Below are 16,447 nucleotides of genomic sequence, written 5' to 3' on the forward strand. Positions count from 1 at the left end.
CTCGCGATAAGCTTAAGCGCACAAGCGCATCGCCAGCGCGCGAGTGCGTGCGCTGGTTCACGATTGCAGCGTCGACTGCGTCCTAAGTCCTAAGGTCTACGAACCTTGATGGAGTCGATCGTCTGGCACGAATGATCAGAAGCAGCTCAAAGGCCAGCCCGGCTGCCGCTACCCGCTGAGAGCTGATCAGTTCGAAGTGATGGTTCGATGCTGGGTATCGATAAGCCTTCGTGTCCGTGGGGTTGCCAGGCTTCGAGTCGCTGCCCTTTGCATGCAAGATGTTTAGTTCGCTGAAAGTCAGCGGTTTGAGATGTGCTTAAGCCTGTACTTGTTGCCTGCGATTGCTCTCAGAGCGCGATTTTCAAGAGGGCCGACGTACTTTCAGGTCTCGTTCCGCGGGAGCGTCACGGCGATTGCTGCGAAGCGGGCGCAGCCATTGCCAATCCGGTTTGATCTCAAGTAGTGTCGTGACGGGGATAACTTCTAGGGGATTGCCGTGATCAACGCGGCCTTACGCTTGTGTCTGCTCGCCTGTTTGTTGCTTGGTCTCCCGGCGTGTGGGGGCGGCGGGTCCAGCGGCACGTCCATCAGCATTTCGCCGAAGTCGCTCACGTTCAATGCAGCAGTAGGCCAAGCGGCACCAGCACCGCAGATCGTGGCGGTGCACTTTTCGGGCGACGGCGTGATTGTGGGTTATCCGCCAGGAACAGCCATTCCGGCGTGGCTGATGATTCAGCAGCAGGGAGATGCGTCTGCCTCCGCAGTAAGCTTTGCTTTCTCCGTCGCCGACGTCGGCGTGGCCGGGACTTATTCCACCACGGTGCGCTTCGTTACCGGCCATGAAGATGGCAGCAACCTTAAAACGGTTGACATGCCAGTGACCCTGCAGGTGGTGGTGCCCTTTGATGCGACGGCGCCGGCGATGTCCTTTGGGGCGGTGCGCAAGAGTGCTGAGGTGCCAAGCCCCAGTAGCGGTTATTCGATCAGTATTCAGGGATCAGAAGCCAGTTGGACGGTCTCTGCCTCGCAGCCGTGGCTCAGCGTGTCACCGACGTCCGGCCGGGGTGCGGCGGCCGTCAGCGTGAAGGCGAATACCAGCGACGTTGCGGTGGGGGCAAACCAGGCCACTGTGACGGTGACGGATACCACCTCGGGAGCGAGCCGCGTCTTCGATGTCAGCCTGGATGTGCGCGCTGCCAAACTGGTCGTATCGCCACAGAACTTTGCCTTTTCGGTCGATTCGAAAACCACCAGCCAGGCGATGACCCAGGCTGCGAACTTCTCCGATGAACTCGGTGGCACGCAGACCAGTGAGTCGGTGAACTGGCAGATCACGTCTGTCGACGCGGCTTGGCTCAAGGCCACGCCGACCAGCGGCGGCAGTGCGCCGGCGACGTCGGTCAGCCTCAGTCTGGTGCCAGAGGTCGTGGCGACATTGCCGAACGGTGCTTATCAAGCCGCAGTGACCGTGCGTTATGACAACGACGATGCAAGCGCTCAGACCGTGGTACTGCCCGTCAGCCTGGATCTTCGCTTGCCGAGCGTCAATTATGTGGGTCCGTATCTTGCTCTGGCGGGAAAAGCCGGATCGTTGTACGTGCGGGGTCAGCATTTTGCTGATCAAGGCGGCCCGCTAACGTTGATAATTGGAGCTTCGTCGACGGCTCCGATTGCGCCCGACAGCGATACGCAATTGCGTTCCAGCTATCCGGCCCTTGCGGCGGGGCGCTATCCGGTGACGGTGAACAGCGCATCCGGGCTTCAGCGTGGTCAAGCCGAACTGGTCACCGTTGCCGAGCCGGCCTATGCGTACGCATCGATTCCAGTGGCAGGTATACGCTCGCGGCTGATCTACGATGCCGAGCGCCAGATGTTATGGGCAGTGAATCAGCCTGACAGCGGCTTGGAGCGCTACCAGTATCAAGGCGGGGGATGGACGACTTTGCCGGAATTCATTCTGGCGGGGTTGACCGACGCTGCGGTGGCGCCCGATGGCAAGCGTCTGGTCATGACCACTCGCAATGCGATCCAGACTGCCGATCTCACGGCAGATGTGCTGATCGCCCAAGAAAAGCTCAGCAACCCCGATCCCTTCTGCGGCGGGTACTTTAATCAGCTGGCCGCTCTCAACGACGGCAAGTTCTTCATCGTCTTCGACCTGGCGGACTGCAGTGGTTTTACGCCGTCCTATTTGTACGACGATGTGGACGGCACGCTGGTCAGCAACACCTACTTCGATGGCTATCTGTATAACGGCCTGGCGGCTGCTAGCCGTGATGGCAGCCGCGTCTATGCCGGCAGCAATGGAGTGAGCCCCGCACAATCAGTGTTCTTCATGAATGCCCTTAATAACAGCATCAGCACCGGCTCGGCCAGTGCCAATCTATCTGGGGTAAGTGTGAGCGGGACCGCGTCGAAAGTAGTTCTCCAGAACGCCGATGTTTACAGCGGCTCCTTGAGTCTGCTGGGACATGTGCCAGGCGGGGGTGTGGCTCTGGCGTCGAACAACGGGGCACGCGCTTTTGTTTATGTCCAGGACGATAAAGGCAATGCAGCCATCGAAGTCTATGATCTCAATGGTACGTTGACGCCGGGTGCGGTTTACCCGCTGCTCAAGCGCATCGCGTTGGCAGATCAGGCTAGCGTCTCGTTTAATACTTATACGATCAAAATGGCGTCATCTTTGGATGACAAAACGGTGTTCGTTGCCGGAGATCAGCGGATTCTGGTGGTGCCGATCAACTAACGCTGACTCAGGACCATTCATCAATAGCTACGCGTTCTGCGATTTGGAAAAGCAGGGAGAGGCGAGCCGCAGATCCATAGAGTGGGTCGAACTGCACCCGTATGAGGTGATGTTTATGGAGCAGGTCCCGGCCCTGCCCGGTGACCGAGCGGGGAATCTGAAAAAATCGATTGAGGGCATCAAGAGTCGGGCGGAGAAGGATGCGCAATATCTGGCCGACCCGAAAAATCTTGAGGCTTTGCACCAGGGACGGCTGGAGCGGCATGTAGACGAACAGTTCTGCTGGAAAGAGTAGGGCTGTCGCCGTTCTCGCATCAGCTTTATGCGTAGGGGGGAACACTATGGAACGTCACATCAAGGTTGCGCGTGCGCACCGGGCGCTGTCCTGGTTTTACGGGGTTCTGGTCATCGGTCTGGTGATCGTGATGTTCATCCCGACCGGGAAGCCGGTACCGGCCGCCCTCTGGGGCTTCGTTGGCGTTCTGGTATTGATCGGCTTCGCCCATCACGCGATCGCCCGAGGGGCTAGGGAACGAACGCCGGGCGCGCGAGTCGGTTCGATCCTGATCTCGATCTTGCTGCTGTGCGCTTTTCCCCTGGGCACGCTGATCGGCCTCTACCTGCTCTTCAACACGGCAAGCCCCTGGGAGCCGATGTTTCCAGTGCGTCGCGACGCGAAGGTCGAACCTCAACTCTGAATTCCAAGCGGCGTCGGCCTTCGGCTCACCTCGCGCATCCCTAATGTTTACCGTCTCCGGGCCGCCGTGGCTGCGCCTTCGCATAGGCGCGAGGAATAATTGATGGCACAAAAGAAAGGATGGTGGGGACCGTGGTACGTCGGGGCCGTCACCGTGTACCTATTGATCGCGGGCCTGTGGACATGGTGCGGGGTGTGGTGGGCGGTTCTGATCGATCGCATGCCGTTGATGTGGGCATCCGGCGCAGCGCTCTCCGCGTTGGCTCAAGCCTTGTGCAGCTTCGGAGCGGCCTACGGCGTTTACCGCAAGTCGATTGGCGCGCTGCTCCTGCTCCTCGTCGTCCTGGCACTGCAGTGCCATGCCTTCGCCCAGCTATATCCGACCGAGATGAATCTGCAGGATCGGAGTTTCGATCTGGACTATCTGCGCGGGCTTCCTCGCCAGCTTCAGCTGAGCATCGGCGTGTACCTCGGAATTGGACTCTACCTGCTCATGCTGCGTCGTTTGCGGCGCTTCTGAGACAGCACGGTGCATCAGACTGACCGCAAGAAACACGTCGCGACCGCATCGCCCCGATCCGGTATGGCAGGCGCTGCCACTTGGCTTGTCATCCTCCTGGCGACGGTCAGCGGAAAGGCGGCGGCGACCGCGGATGTCTGGCCATTCGGGGCGGAAGGACGCGAGCACTTCGAGCAGCAGGTCGATACGGCGCAAGCGGCCGCGTATCAGCGAATCGTGGCGGTCTACGACGCGTACCTGCGGGCGCATCCAGACGACGGAATAGCCGCGGTCGAGCGATGTCGCTTCATCGACCGATTCGCTCAGGTGGAAGACCTGACCATTGAATCGGCGCCGGCGGATGCCGAGCGCTGCCGCGAGAGCTTGAGTGTAGGCCGGCTCGCGGGTAATTCGGCGGTGAAGCTCTTCCTGCTCGAGGGGTCGTGGGATGAGGATGCGATTCCGCGCGCTGAACTGCTTCTCAGGGAGGCCACGTCCTGGCCAGTCGATCAACAGGCCAGACTCCATGAGTGGCTATCGCAGCGTTACGCCCGGACGGATCCGCTCAAGTCCGGGGAGCACGCCTTGCGAGCGGTGCAATTGAGTTCAGCGTCCTCACTTCGGTTGTCCGCCGCCAGATATCTTATCCAGATCGGGGCCCCGGCTCAGGCCAGCACGTTGGTACGGCAGATTCCGCCGGAGCAACTGAACGTCTGGACCCTGCGCGGCGCAGTATCGACGCTGCTCGACCTCAATGAACCTAAAGCGGCCTTGGATCTGGCTCGGAGCAAAGATGCCCTGAAGCTCGATGACGGGACGCGGATGCGACTGGCTCGGGCGTTGATTGGCAGCGGATATGCAGAGGACGGCTCCGCTCTGCTCAACGCGCTCCGGGCTGAGCCCGTTGTCTCCTCGAATGCCAACCCTAGCGTGGCCCGGGAGTTGTTCCTGCTTCAACTGAGCCAGGGTAGCCTCGAGGAGGCCGAGGCGGCCTACCGAAAGCTGCAAGGGCAAAACCGAAGAGGCGATCCTTGGGGCTATTTCCGCTTGCGGCTGGCGGTCCGTTACCCCGCCGTGTCGTGGCAGTGGTCTGATATCCGCGGCCTCGCCGCTTTGGGATTGGTGATGTTGACCATCATCCTGTCCCCTGCGCTGATCGTGCTCCCGTTGCACTATGTGATTCTGATTCGGCGCGCTCGTGGGTGGGTGCCGCCGGTTCAACCGAGTTGGGGTTTAGGGCACCTGTGGTACGGACTTACTGCCTTCTTGCTCAGCAGCAGCATCCCGTTTTACCTGCTGTGCTACGGACAGTTCGAGCAGGCGCTTGGCGCGTTCAGCAACGCTCGACCGTCCATCGAGGTTTCCACCGCGAGTGAAGAGACGCTCGCCCAGGCATTCCTGCTGGCGAACGTGCTGGGGTTGATCGCGCTGGTACCTCTCTTCGGCCGTGCGCGATGGCGCCAGTTCTGGACGGGCAGGTGGAGTGTCCCGCAATCAATTTTCACCGGCGCCGCTCTCGGGTTCGCACTTCTGGTGCTGGCCAACGTCATCCAGCGTGCGGCCTCGACAATTGCGGCGCCTGGATTGGCCTTGGGCAGCGACACGATTCGAGCGACCCAAGGGATATATGCGTACTACGGTTGGGGGCCGATGCTGATAGCGACGGCGTTCCTCACGCCGCTGATCGAGGAAGTCATTTTCCGCGGCGTCTTCCTGCAGGCCGGAACGCGCTACTTCGGCTGGCGGACCGCGGCATTGATGCAGGCCGCCGTATTCGTGGTGCTGCACGACCAGCCCGGAGCCTATCTGTTCCTGACCGCGCTCGCTCTGATCGCGGCGTGGCTGGCTCGCCAAAGCGGCGGACTACTGGCGCCGATGGCGCTGCACGTCATCAATAATGTTTTCGCCTGTCTGTCCGTTGTCGGTGTGACCCGCTCGCTGACAGTGACACCTTGATCCATCTCGTGAAATCGTCTGCGACATCAGGTGCGATGCGCGACGTGTTTACATCGAAGGCGTCTTTAGAATGAGCGCGAAATCAAGCGCCCGGTCCGTATCCGAGCCGAGTTTTTGTTTCCCATCCAGGAGAGAACATGATTGCGGCATTCATCACGTGCGGGATTCTCATGATTCTGGTGCGCATCTTCGAGCGCGAGCGCAACCTCGACTTCATGGATGTGTCAGGCATCGTCATCGCACCGCTGCTCGCCTCGCTGGTCGTGGGCGGCATCGCCTATGTGTTGGACGCCGGCCTCTGGGGTCAGTTTGCGAATGCCGCGATCTTCGCCGGCCTTACCTTTTACATGCTTAAGGGGCTTTTGGCGTTGCCGGCCGCGCGCGCGGCGATTTACACCTCGGTGGTGATCGTTGTGAACATCGGGGTTTCGATACTGCTAGCGCTCTTTAGCCATCGGTGATGTTCCTATGATCTTAGCTGGGCCGACAAGTGCCGGTTGTCACAGTGCTGCTTCGGGCGCTTGCGAGGTATGGCGACAATGCCTGCTTATCGGGGGTGGGGAAGGGGGGCTTGTGCCGTTAGACTGCAGCGCAAGTACCTCGGGTTTTTCTACAGCCTCCATCGCCATGCTGATTCGATTCCTGCTCCTGAAACTTCGAAGAGTTGGCGCCTGCGTGCTCGCCACAGGTCTCGCCGCCTGTGGCGGTGGCCAGTCGACCGATACCGATGCGGCGCCGGTAACGCCCCCGCTGCCTCCGGTGACAGTGGCGCTGACTTCGTCCGCGGCGCGCATCACCAGTGGACAGTCGGTTCACCTAGTCTGGACCTCCCAGAATGCCGAACTTTGTACGGCCAGCGGCGCATGGTCTGGCGCCCTGGAGACTAGCGGCGAGCGGACGGTCGGACCCTTGACCGCGACGGGCACCTATACGATCACCTGCAGCAATGCCGCGTCGGGTAGCAGCAGCACGTCGGTCGCCGTGGCAGTAGTTGCGGTGTCGGACCGTTACGCCTTTGAGGTTTCCGACAACGCGGTCAACGATGCGGCTTGGGACTCTCGCGCGCAGGTGCTTTATCTGGCGGTGGGCTCCGATGCGCCGGTGGGTCCCAATTCGATCCTGGCCTTCGATCCGGTGAGCGGCGCAATCACGGCCGACATTTGGGCGGGCAGCGAGCCCAGTTCGGTCGCGATTTCGGACGACGGACAATACCTATACGTGGGCTTTAGCGGCAGCGATGTCGTAAAGCGCTACCGCCTGCCGGGGCTGCTGCTCGAGGCCACATATCCCGTGAATTCGCAATTGCGCAGCAGTCACGACGGTAAGCCGGCCTTTGCGCTGCAGATGTCAGCGGCGCCCGGAGCTCCGCTGACGCTGGGGGTTGCGACGATCAGCTACCGGACTCTACCTCCGACGACGCAATTGCGCGTTTTCGACGGGGCGTCCCCTCGAACACTCACCAGCAGCCCGTACTACACTTTTGATAGCTACAACGTTGCCTGGAGCGACGATTCTGGAACACTGTTCACTTCGGTCTTCGGGGGCGCGGTCAACCGTCTGGCGCTGACCACTCCGTACGCTCAAGTCAGCGCTGCGAGCCAGCCGAGCGGAACCATCTCGGCCGACACCGTCTACTGGACCGCCTACGACGGTAGCCGCGTCTACGATTCCCTGGGCGGAGTTTTCGATGCCACCACGCTGGAGCGCATTGCTACGCTGCCGACCAGCGGAACTGTCACCGTCGATCGAGCGAACCGGCAGTTCTTTGTCGTGAGCCTGGGCGACAGCGGGAACGCCGTGATCACCGCCTACGACCTCGACACGCTGGCACCGCGCGAGACCATTGACGTGCAGCGCGAGGACATTGAAAACCAGATATCCATCGTGCCCGGCCTGGTCCGGCGGATGGTGCGCTTCGGTGACGACGGTCTTGCCCTGGTCGGCGCATCCGGGCGGCTCACGACGCTGCGGGGTCCTTTCGTCGCGCCAGGAGGACGCACGGCACCGATCGCCAGCATTCCCACCGACGCCTGCTGCCAGGCCCACGTTGTACGGTATACCCCCACGATGACGCCGACGGCGGTGGTGGCGAACGACATCGTCTGGGACAAGACGCATGGGCTGCTGCTGGCTTCGATCTCCATGGAGGCGCCTGAATACCCAAGTACGATCGCGGTGATCGACCCAAGCACCGCCGCAGTAGTTTCCCATGTGCCCACCGAGCCCGAGCCCGGCGCGTTGGCGGTTTCGGACGGCGGGCAATATTTGTATGTCGCCACGTCCCGCAAGCTGCAGCGTTTCCGGTTGCCTTCCCTGGCGCTGGAGGCCACAGCCGATCTACCAGGCAACGATTCGACGCCGCCAGTGGCTGGATCAGCTCCGAAAAGCCTGGCCGCGCGGCCAGGCGACCCCGCCACGGTTGCGATCGACGGAGTGTTCCTGATGCGTGACATGGCACTGCTGTCCGGTGCCGGCGATAGCGCATCCTGGTCGCGCTGGAGCGAGGACGGCGGCGCGCTGTATGGCTTCAATGCCCAAAGCACGGGTATGACTTTGTGGCGCTGGCCATTCAATTCGTCGAGCGCAGTGACACAACTGGGATCGCCGTTCGACTACGCCTTTCCGGTGAACGCCGGGTATCCATTCGACATCACCTTCGCCGTAGGTGGCGGGCTGCTCTACGCCGATACCGGCGCCGTGTTTGATCCGGCAACGGGTGGATGGCCGGGAACGCTGCCGCTCGCCCGTCTTTCCGGCATCTCCAACCCGCTAGACAATTCCTTCGCGCTGGCCAGCCTATCGATCGAACCGGACCGGCGCCGGGCCTATGCTGCCGTGTGCGAGGCTTACGCCGTCCAGGCTTACTGCGGCAACTCGCTCGTATCGTTCGACCTCGACACCTATCTGCCAGTTGCGACCGGCGAAATGCCTAGTGTTCAGGGCTGGGCCTATCGCATCGAGCACATCGACGCTCAGACCTTCGCGATTCTGCAGGCGGACCGCCGCGTGGTGCTGGTCAGCGCACCGGAGTTGCAATACTGAAGCGCTGCTTCGGCTCGGCCGCCACATGGAGGCAACGATTTGGACTCGCCGAGAAATGGATGACGTACTGGTGCTACGCGCCGGCGAGCGATCAGGATCAGCCGCCATAGGCTTCCGGAAATGGCGGCGGCACAGTGTCATTTGATACAAACGTAGTTGGCCGAGCAATACGAGCACTGATCACTGCCAGCACTATACCGGCAAGCCAAAACGCCGGAAAAAATGCAAAGGCCTTGGCGCCGAATGCCAACTTCAGCATCGACCAGTCCTTAATGGCCACCACTAACAGCGAGATAAGGTCGGGGATCGAAATGGCCAACAGGGCGCCAATGGCGAGCTCACCATATGAGAAGCTGTCTATGCAGCGGCGCAGCAGACCTGCTGCGGTAATCCAGCCCAGTACAAGTGGAATGAGATTGATCGCAATCGTGTACCAGTCGATACCCACCAGCACCATACCATCGGGACGATACGGGGGCGTGATGCCCAAGAGCTGCACGACAGCATTGAGCACGAAGGCATACAGCAGTTGTGCACCGAGAAAGGTGAAGATGAAGAGCGTCATCCTCGCAAACGAGAATCTCGGAAATGATACCGCGTAACCTGGATTCTCCTGGGCAATGCGGCGAAAGCGCAGCGTTTCAAACTGCCGGAATATCCCCGTAGCGAGAGCCGTCAGCGCGACACCGGCGACGCCCGCGACCTCCTTGCCCACTAGTGCTCCAAGCGCGGCGACGATGAGAGCGTACAGCAGACCAATTGCGCTCGCGGCGACGACGAACTTTCTGTCGAAAAGTTCACGATCTATCCGATTCGTTGTGTCTACCATGACTATCCTTTTCGCGAAACCTAAGGGCGAACCTTGCGCCCGCCGACTATGATACTTCCCGAGCCATGATGCCCTAAGGCGGGCAGTAGAATATGCTTAGCCATGCAATTCGCTTACATTGACATATGGAGTGGACCCGGTTTTCGAATCAGGTGTTAGGGACTTCGACCTTATCTGTGCTTTATCAAGCATGCTTCGCTGTCGTTCGAGGCACTGCTAGGCGATTTCCAGCCTTTCGGGCTCATGCACATACTCGAACGGACGGACACGAAATTCCCCTGGCTTCGAAACACCGCTCAGCGCTACTAGTAAACCTTTGCGTCGATCGGCCGCATCCGCAGTACACAGCTGCCGCTTACGGTACTGAAGGGCACAACAATTTGCCCTTATCGTGGGTAGCCCGCTCTGCGAGCTTCGGAGTCTGATCTGCTGACGACAAATGAGCTGCCCCTCGAATTTCGTCTTCCAAGGATCGATGCGTAGTATCGATGACTGAGACGAGACGAAATGAAGAAGATACCGAAGCGAGAGTACACGGCGGAGTTCAAGGAGCAGGCCGTGAAGCGGGCTCGGGAAGTGGGCGTAGCGCCTGCTTCGCGAGAGCTGGGGTTGTTGGAGCAGACGCTGCGAAACTGGTCCAAGGCGTCGCAGACGGGCACGTTGGCGGGCGCCGGCAGCGGCAAGCCGGTGACACCCGAGCAGATGGAATTGTCGCGGCTGCGTGCGGAGAACGTCCGGCTGAAGATGCACGTGGAGATCTTAAAAAAAGCGACGGCGTACTTCGCCAAGGATGCGCTGTGAAGTACGCCTGGATGGAGCTGGAGCGCCGGCAGTTTCCGCTGCCCGAGATGTGCAGCGTGCTCGATGTGAGCGTCAGCGGCTACCGCGCCTGGCTCGGGGGCGGCACGCCGGGCTCGGTGCGTCTGAGCGACGTGCAGGCGGTCGTGGTGATCAAGACGATCCATGCCGAAGTCCGCGGCGCCTACGGCTCGCGGCGCATGCATCGCGAGCTGCAGGGTCGGGGCCATCCCGTGGGGCTGAGCCGCGTCGAGCGGCTGATGCGCGACAACGGGGTTCGGGCGCGCCACAAGCGGCGCTACAAGGCCACGACGGATTCCAAGCATGCCCTGCCCGTGGCGGCCAATCTGCTGGACCGCCAGTTCTCGCCGGCGGCGCCGGATCGTGTGTGGACCGGCGATATCACGTACATCGCGACCGACGAAGGCTGGCTGTACTTGGCGGTGGTGCTCGATCTGTTCAATCGCGAAGTGATCGGCTGGTCGATCAAGCCGCGCATGACCGCCGACATCGTCACCGATGCGCTGGCGATGGCCTGGTTCCGGCGTAAACCGGAGCCGGGCGTGATCTTCCACAGCGACCGCGGAAGTCAGTACGCCAGCCACGTCATGCAAGCCAAACTGGCCGATTACGGTATGACCGCGTCGATGAGCCGCAAGGGCAATTGCTGGGGCAACGCGCCCACCGAAAGCTTCTTCAACAGCCTCAAGAACGAACGCGTTTACAGCACTCGGTACGCAACGCGCGAAGCTGCCGCTGCCGATCTATTCGAATACATTGCTGTCTTCTACAACCGGAGACGCCGCCACTCCACGCTGAACTACTGCTCGCCGACTCAGTTCTTGCATGACTGGATCAGTCAGCAGAATCAGCAACCAAAGGCAGCATAAGAGCGCTCCGTTGGAAGACGAAATTCAGAGGGCAGCTCAAAATCATGAAGGCGCTGCCACCAATAATCTAAGCAGAGGCAAGGTAGGAGCAGTCCGTTAGAAGATCCATGACGTCACGCATGCCATCGACATCGATTCCTCGTCGCAGTCCAAGCTTAAAAGTTGCCCGACCTGAATAAAAGATATCGAGATGGTGCAACGGATGTAGATGCCCGTTCTGGCGCTCACCATCACACTCGTATCGTAAATACCCATCGTCGTACGTAAGGAGATCGAAAAATAGAGGCCACAGTGCTGTATCCCCGGCGACCTCTTCCTCAAAGATACCGGCTAAATCAAGTGCACTTGTGCAAGTTAGTACAGTATTTGAAGTAACCAAAGCTAATAGAATAGAAGTCACGCGACTATCAATATCTCCATACAATTGGCTACGAAAGAAGACGCCTTCTTCATTCGTTTCCGTAAAAAATGGAAAGGCTAGCGAGATAATCTTGCTTTCGCACGAAAAAAATAGCCTGCTCATTTTTGACACAGAGAGCACTAGCTCGCCTGCTACAAAATCATCTGGAGGAGGCCGATTCACGATCATCAGTTTTATCGCGTTCATTAAAAGAGTAATCACGTCGCCGCGACGGCGGACGGGTGAAAATATCCATTCCGCCTGTACTGTGTCGTATGGGAAGCGAAATAGCTTCACTTCTCTCGCTCCAGTAGCTTTTTGTAATTAAATGCGACAATTTCACTCACGTTTTCTCTATCGAAATCCTCGCCCACGAGCTTCTTTACCAGATCTGTCATTGCCTCCCTGTGGACGGGAAGGACATTTATCTCGTTGAATATTCCGTTAAGAAAGTCAAAGAATGATTCAGCCGCGGTCGCGTATTTGATGCCGGTCTTGATTTGTGCTCGCTCATTTTCACTGGGAACAGCTACTTCGATATAACCACGTCCGTTAATTGTCTGAAGTCCCGGCTCGATAAACGGAAATAGCGATGCGTTGGAGTCTCCGGAAAGCACAAGATATGTCTGTACAAATGATCGAGTGAGGGTCATGTACAGGGCGTTACGATACGAAGGTGAGAACTGTATTCGTGCACAGACACAAATTACAAAAGGGAACTCAAGTCCTTTCACATTGTTCCGGTTGCTGATGAATAGCGTACCTTTTTCGCGGCGCTTCGATTCATAAGCCTTATTGACGTCAAAACCGAACTCGCGTGGAACGACCTGTTCAAGTTCGTCCGCCACCCGATAGACAGCCTGCCCGGAATCGAGAAATATCACACCGATATCGTCCGGGAATACCGTCGGATTATTTTCACGAATCTGCCTGATGAGTCGAACGATTTCGGCGGTCGCCTCGGTGTAGAACGGCGTTGGAACCTTTACAAGCTCGACACTGGAGACGTTCTCCCTATCGATGTCCTCAAATCTTCTTAATGGCTCTCGCTTAAGTCGGTAGGTACCTCCGCTATTGACTTTCTCAACGATGTACCCGCAGGCTTTCCATTGATCATCGTCCAGCCAGCGGAGCTTGCGAGGTTCAAACAAGCCCATGCCAAGCGCGTGAGCAAACATCAGAGTTTTTGGATCAGTTCTATAGCATTTGCTCAGAAGATAGTCCGAGTCTACAGTTCTCGGCGCGTCGTCGAATATGCTCTGAAAAATATCTCCCGCGATGTAAACAGTGTCGTGAGTTACTTTGCAACACAGATCAAAAAATGATTCTGGGAAATCCTGGCTTTCGTCTATCAGCATGAAATCGAAAGCGTATTCGTCGCTGGATTTAAAGCTAATGGCTTCTAAAGCCGCTTTGCATGCGGCGTCGAAGCTACCAACTGCTCCAAAAGGAAAAAATTGGATTCCATAAAAGTGGCAAATATAACGGTATGTTCCCGAGTGTATATTGGAGAAGCCGCCCCACGCATGCATGCACCATAAGTTTTCCTCCCATGCAATCTGTTGTTCAACCTTCATAAAGTTGAAAAAATCGGGAATTCTCCGTCGCATGCTGTCGGCGAGAATTCTGTTATGACAGGTAAATGCAATACGAGAGGCCGTGGTGCCTACATACAGATCTTTAAGCTTGTGAAGGAGAAGTTCGGTCTTTCCTGTACCAGACAGTCCTTGGATACGGATAGGGGAGTGCTCTGGCCGTTGATAAATGAAGCGCGTTTGATCTCCGTCAAATAGAAGGATCTTCTGCTTGACTCTATCAAGCAATGTGTCAGGGATATCGGCTTTTACCTTTTCCACATCGTTGATGCTTCCGGTAAGTAGAGAAATTAGCAGTTCACACACTCTCTGACGTCGAGAGTCAACTATTCCAGTCTCGGCTATGAGGTCTCCGACGGAAACAGAGGTGGCATACTTTGCAATGAGATCATCTCTCCAACTTCTGGGGCGGCCGATGACGTCTTTGTACTTGTATTTATCGGAAAGCGACCCCAGATCTTCGAGGAAATCATCTACAAACTCGTCGAAGATCGAAGATTCACCTGCGAAATCGATAAAGCTAATTTTCTGCTGTGGCATCAATACGACAATAGAGTCGCGTTGAGCGTAGTTATATCTTGTATCACCCAAAGGGCGGCTCACGACATAAGCCTGCTTCTTTTTTGAATTGCAATACGCTTCTAATTCTTTTAAGAAGGAGTGGTTACGCGCGGTTTCTTCCGCCTCCAGGTAAAAAAAACTACTCATCCCGAGATCCTCTATTTGCTTACGACCGGACGCTCTGCAAGGAGCGCGACTTCACTTTCGAACAGTTCCCCCGACCGGTAATACCCCATTACCGTTCCAGCCTGACGATGCTCCGTCAGCGCCATAATGTCACCAAGCGGTATTTTCCTGCGACCGGCCTCCGTTACAAAGCCAGATCTCAAGCTGTGTCCTGCCCAGTCGCCTTCAATCCCAGCGCGCGCCGCGCGCCGCTTCACGATATCGGCGACCGCGGCGGGCGTGATGCCGATTCCAACGCGATCCTTCCACAGGCGTCGGAATAATGGCCCGTCCTTGATCCCGGCGGCAGCCAACCACGCACTCATCGCTTCGGCAGCCTTCCCGCGAAGCGGTTTATCGCTGGTTTCCTTGCCGGACTGGTTCGTTTTCGAGCGATGCATTCGATAGAGGTAGAGATCGTCAGCAACTTTTCGCAATTGCTCCACGGTAGCTTCGGCCACCTCCGAACGACGGCGCCCGCCACTGGCCCAGGCAAAGAGGAGTAGAGCCCGGTCACGGATTCCTTGCAGTGATCCATCGCACGTTGCGAGCATCATTTCGAGCGGTTCCCGAGTTGCTGCAGTTTTTTTGGTCGGCATTTCGCCACGCTTCGCGGCAGCTCGCTTAGCCCGCGAGATCAGATGCCGAACGTCAGCGTCGTCGCAGGGGTTGGCTACGTGTTTGAGCTGATGAAGTTTCGATAGCGTGTACAGGCGATGCGTCACGGTGGCCATCTTCAATGGCCCCAAAGCACCTTTGAATCCGGCCTCGACGAGTCGCTCGTCGATCTCCTGTGGCAGCTCGATCACGGTTTCACCGGCCTTGGTCCGAGCGGTGTGATCGACGATGAACTGCACCACAACTGGCACTGAAACGGGCAGGGTGAGCGGCATCCCATATCGAGCCTGGATCCAGGCCGCCCAGTACCGCAGCGCACTGCGGTAGCTCTTGAGGGTGTTCTCGGCCTGGCCGGCCAGCAAAATTTCCTCGGCCGCCTTTCGCGCCTGCGCACCGAGTTCGGTCGCCGACAGCGGCGTCGACGTCAGAGCAGGGGAGATGGCCGACGGCTTCTGAGGTTTGACGACTTTGCGAGCGGAGGCCATATCGACATAATTCATATGTACGACGTACTAAATATAACAGAATTTTGCGTTGACCGACGATAACCAACAATTATCGTGGGTAGAGTAGGGCATACCCTAAATCGGAATCAGGAGGTCTGCAATGCCACGCGGAATCACGGAACAGGACGTCTTTCAGGCGGCCGACCTCCTTCTGGAGCGCGGCGATCGGCCCACCATCGAACGCGTTCGCCAGGAACTCGGAACGGGCTCGCCGAATACCGTTAACCGACACCTCGACGCCTGGTGGTCAACGCTGGCGAAGCGAATGGCCGGCAAATTAGATGCCGAGAACTTGCCGGCGGCGTTGGCGGACCTGTGCCGCAAGCTCTACGACGGCATCCGCCAACAAGCAGGTCGGGATGCCCAGGAGGCGTTGGTCCCGGATCGCGATGCCCTCGCGCGTGACCGGGAAAGGCTTGCGGCCGAACGGCTGGACCTGGCCCATGAGAGATCCAGCGTCTCCGCCCTGATTGAAACTCTGAGGACCGATTTGGCCCACGTTTCAGCTCAGAACTCGACCTCGGCCGGCCGGATCGCGGCTCTCGAAACCACCCTGGACGCCGAGAAAGCCCGCACCCGGGAGGCCGAATTAAGGGCCCAGACCCTGTCTACCGAATGGGCTCATTCTAAGGATCAGTCGGCTCGGGAGATCGAGCGCATCCGTGGGCAGTGGGAAGGCAACGAGCGCCGTTGGTTGGCCGAAATTGATGAACTGAGGACGGCGGCAAAGCGCGCGGCCGCTGAGAAGGAGAAAGAGTTCAAGCTGCTTCGGGCGACGATCGACACGTCCGCGAAGGATCTGGCGAACAAAGACGTGCGGCTGGCCTCCCTTCAAGCCAGTATGAAGGGGCTAGAGATAGACTTGGCACGAGAACGTGAGAGTCGTATCGTCGCTGAGGGTGAACTAGTCGGCCTTCGCCGATCCTTCGATGGACGATCCGGCCCGGCCAAGCGGCAGAACCGGGGAATTCAGAAGCGAGCTCGCGTGTAGTTTCGCAATAGTTAACCAAACACGCATTTTTCAGACTGGGAGAACTGGATGGAGTCTGTGACTGCGAACGAAGACGAACCACCGCCGCCTCCATCGGGCTATGAGAGCTGGCTGGATTACGCCGTTGAGAATTTCGATACCCGTGATATTTGGC

Annotated in this window: 13 protein-coding genes; 9 read left to right on the top strand and 4 right to left on the bottom strand. The window is 58.4% G+C overall.

What is annotated here, in order from left to right; translation table 11 throughout:
* Positions 1-496 precede the first annotated feature (496 nt).
* The 7 genes from JWQ90_RS12875 (at position 497) to JWQ90_RS12905 (ending at position 8,940) form a co-directional block, all read left to right on the top strand.
* A complete protein-coding gene (locus JWQ90_RS12875; RefSeq protein WP_299694522.1) occupies positions 497-2,746 on the top strand; it encodes a hypothetical protein in 2,250 nt (749 codons plus the stop codon).
* Between the two features lie 43 nt (positions 2,747-2,789).
* Positions 2,790-3,041 carry a hypothetical protein gene (locus tag JWQ90_RS12880; protein WP_299694523.1) on the top strand — a complete coding sequence of 84 codons (252 nt, stop codon included), beginning with the start codon at positions 2,790-2,792 and terminating at the stop codon, positions 3,039-3,041.
* A 46-nt stretch (positions 3,042-3,087) separates the two neighbouring features.
* Positions 3,088-3,444, top strand: coding sequence for a hypothetical protein (locus JWQ90_RS12885; protein WP_299694526.1), 357 nt, complete (start codon positions 3,088-3,090; stop codon positions 3,442-3,444).
* Between the two features lie 102 nt (positions 3,445-3,546).
* Complete coding sequence (locus JWQ90_RS12890; protein ID WP_299694528.1) at positions 3,547-3,963, top strand: hypothetical protein; 417 nt, start codon at positions 3,547-3,549, stop codon at positions 3,961-3,963.
* A 9-nt stretch (positions 3,964-3,972) separates the two neighbouring features.
* Positions 3,973-5,898, top strand: coding sequence for a type II CAAX endopeptidase family protein (locus tag JWQ90_RS12895; RefSeq protein WP_299694531.1), 1,926 nt, complete (start codon positions 3,973-3,975; stop codon positions 5,896-5,898).
* 137 nt (positions 5,899-6,035) lie between these two features.
* Positions 6,036-6,359 (top strand): hypothetical protein, encoded by a 324-nt coding sequence (locus JWQ90_RS12900; protein ID WP_299694534.1) that lies wholly within the window; start codon positions 6,036-6,038, stop codon positions 6,357-6,359.
* Between the two features lie 166 nt (positions 6,360-6,525).
* The gene (locus JWQ90_RS12905; RefSeq protein WP_299694537.1) at positions 6,526-8,940 is read left to right on the top strand and encodes a hypothetical protein; all 2,415 of its coding nucleotides are present in this window, start codon (positions 6,526-6,528) and stop codon (positions 8,938-8,940) included.
* Positions 8,941-9,037: 97 nt separating this feature from the next.
* Here the strand turns inward: JWQ90_RS12905 and JWQ90_RS12910 are convergent, their stop codons facing one another.
* Positions 9,038-9,769 carry a hypothetical protein gene (locus JWQ90_RS12910; RefSeq protein ID WP_299694540.1) on the bottom strand — a complete coding sequence of 244 codons (732 nt, stop codon included), beginning with the start codon at positions 9,767-9,769 and terminating at the stop codon, positions 9,038-9,040.
* Between the two features lie 507 nt (positions 9,770-10,276).
* Here JWQ90_RS12910 and JWQ90_RS12915 point away from each other — a divergent pair.
* Positions 10,277-11,457, top strand: a protein-coding gene (locus JWQ90_RS12915) for an IS3 family transposase (protein WP_299694543.1) whose coding sequence is annotated in 2 segments (ribosomal slippage) — positions 10,277-10,541 and positions 10,541-11,457 — 1,182 coding nt in all. Because the reading frame shifts where the segments join, the coding sequence is not laid out codon by codon here.
* Between the two features lie 67 nt (positions 11,458-11,524).
* Here JWQ90_RS12915 and JWQ90_RS12920 read toward each other — a convergent pair.
* From JWQ90_RS12920 to JWQ90_RS12930, 3 genes are read right to left on the bottom strand one after another with little or no spacing between them, the layout of a single operon-like run.
* Complete coding sequence (locus JWQ90_RS12920) at positions 11,525-12,154, bottom strand: hypothetical protein (protein ID WP_299694546.1); 630 nt, start codon at positions 12,152-12,154, stop codon at positions 11,525-11,527.
* Positions 12,151-14,160 carry an ATP-binding domain-containing protein gene (locus JWQ90_RS12925; RefSeq protein WP_299694549.1) on the bottom strand — a complete coding sequence of 670 codons (2,010 nt, stop codon included), beginning with the start codon at positions 14,158-14,160 and terminating at the stop codon, positions 12,151-12,153. Before JWQ90_RS12925 ends, JWQ90_RS12920 begins: the two co-directional genes overlap by 4 nt.
* 11 nt (positions 14,161-14,171) lie before the next feature.
* Complete coding sequence (locus JWQ90_RS12930; protein WP_299694552.1) at positions 14,172-15,296, bottom strand: site-specific integrase; 1,125 nt, start codon at positions 15,294-15,296, stop codon at positions 14,172-14,174.
* Positions 15,297-15,402: 106 nt separating this feature from the next.
* On the opposite strand from JWQ90_RS12930, the gene JWQ90_RS12935 reads away from it, so the two are divergent.
* Complete coding sequence (locus tag JWQ90_RS12935) at positions 15,403-16,293, top strand: DNA-binding protein (protein WP_299694555.1); 891 nt, start codon at positions 15,403-15,405, stop codon at positions 16,291-16,293.
* Positions 16,294-16,447: the final 154 nt, after the last annotated feature.

Source organism: Hydrocarboniphaga sp. (genome assembly GCF_028291725.1).
Lineage (GTDB): Bacteria > Pseudomonadota > Gammaproteobacteria > Nevskiales > Nevskiaceae > Hydrocarboniphaga.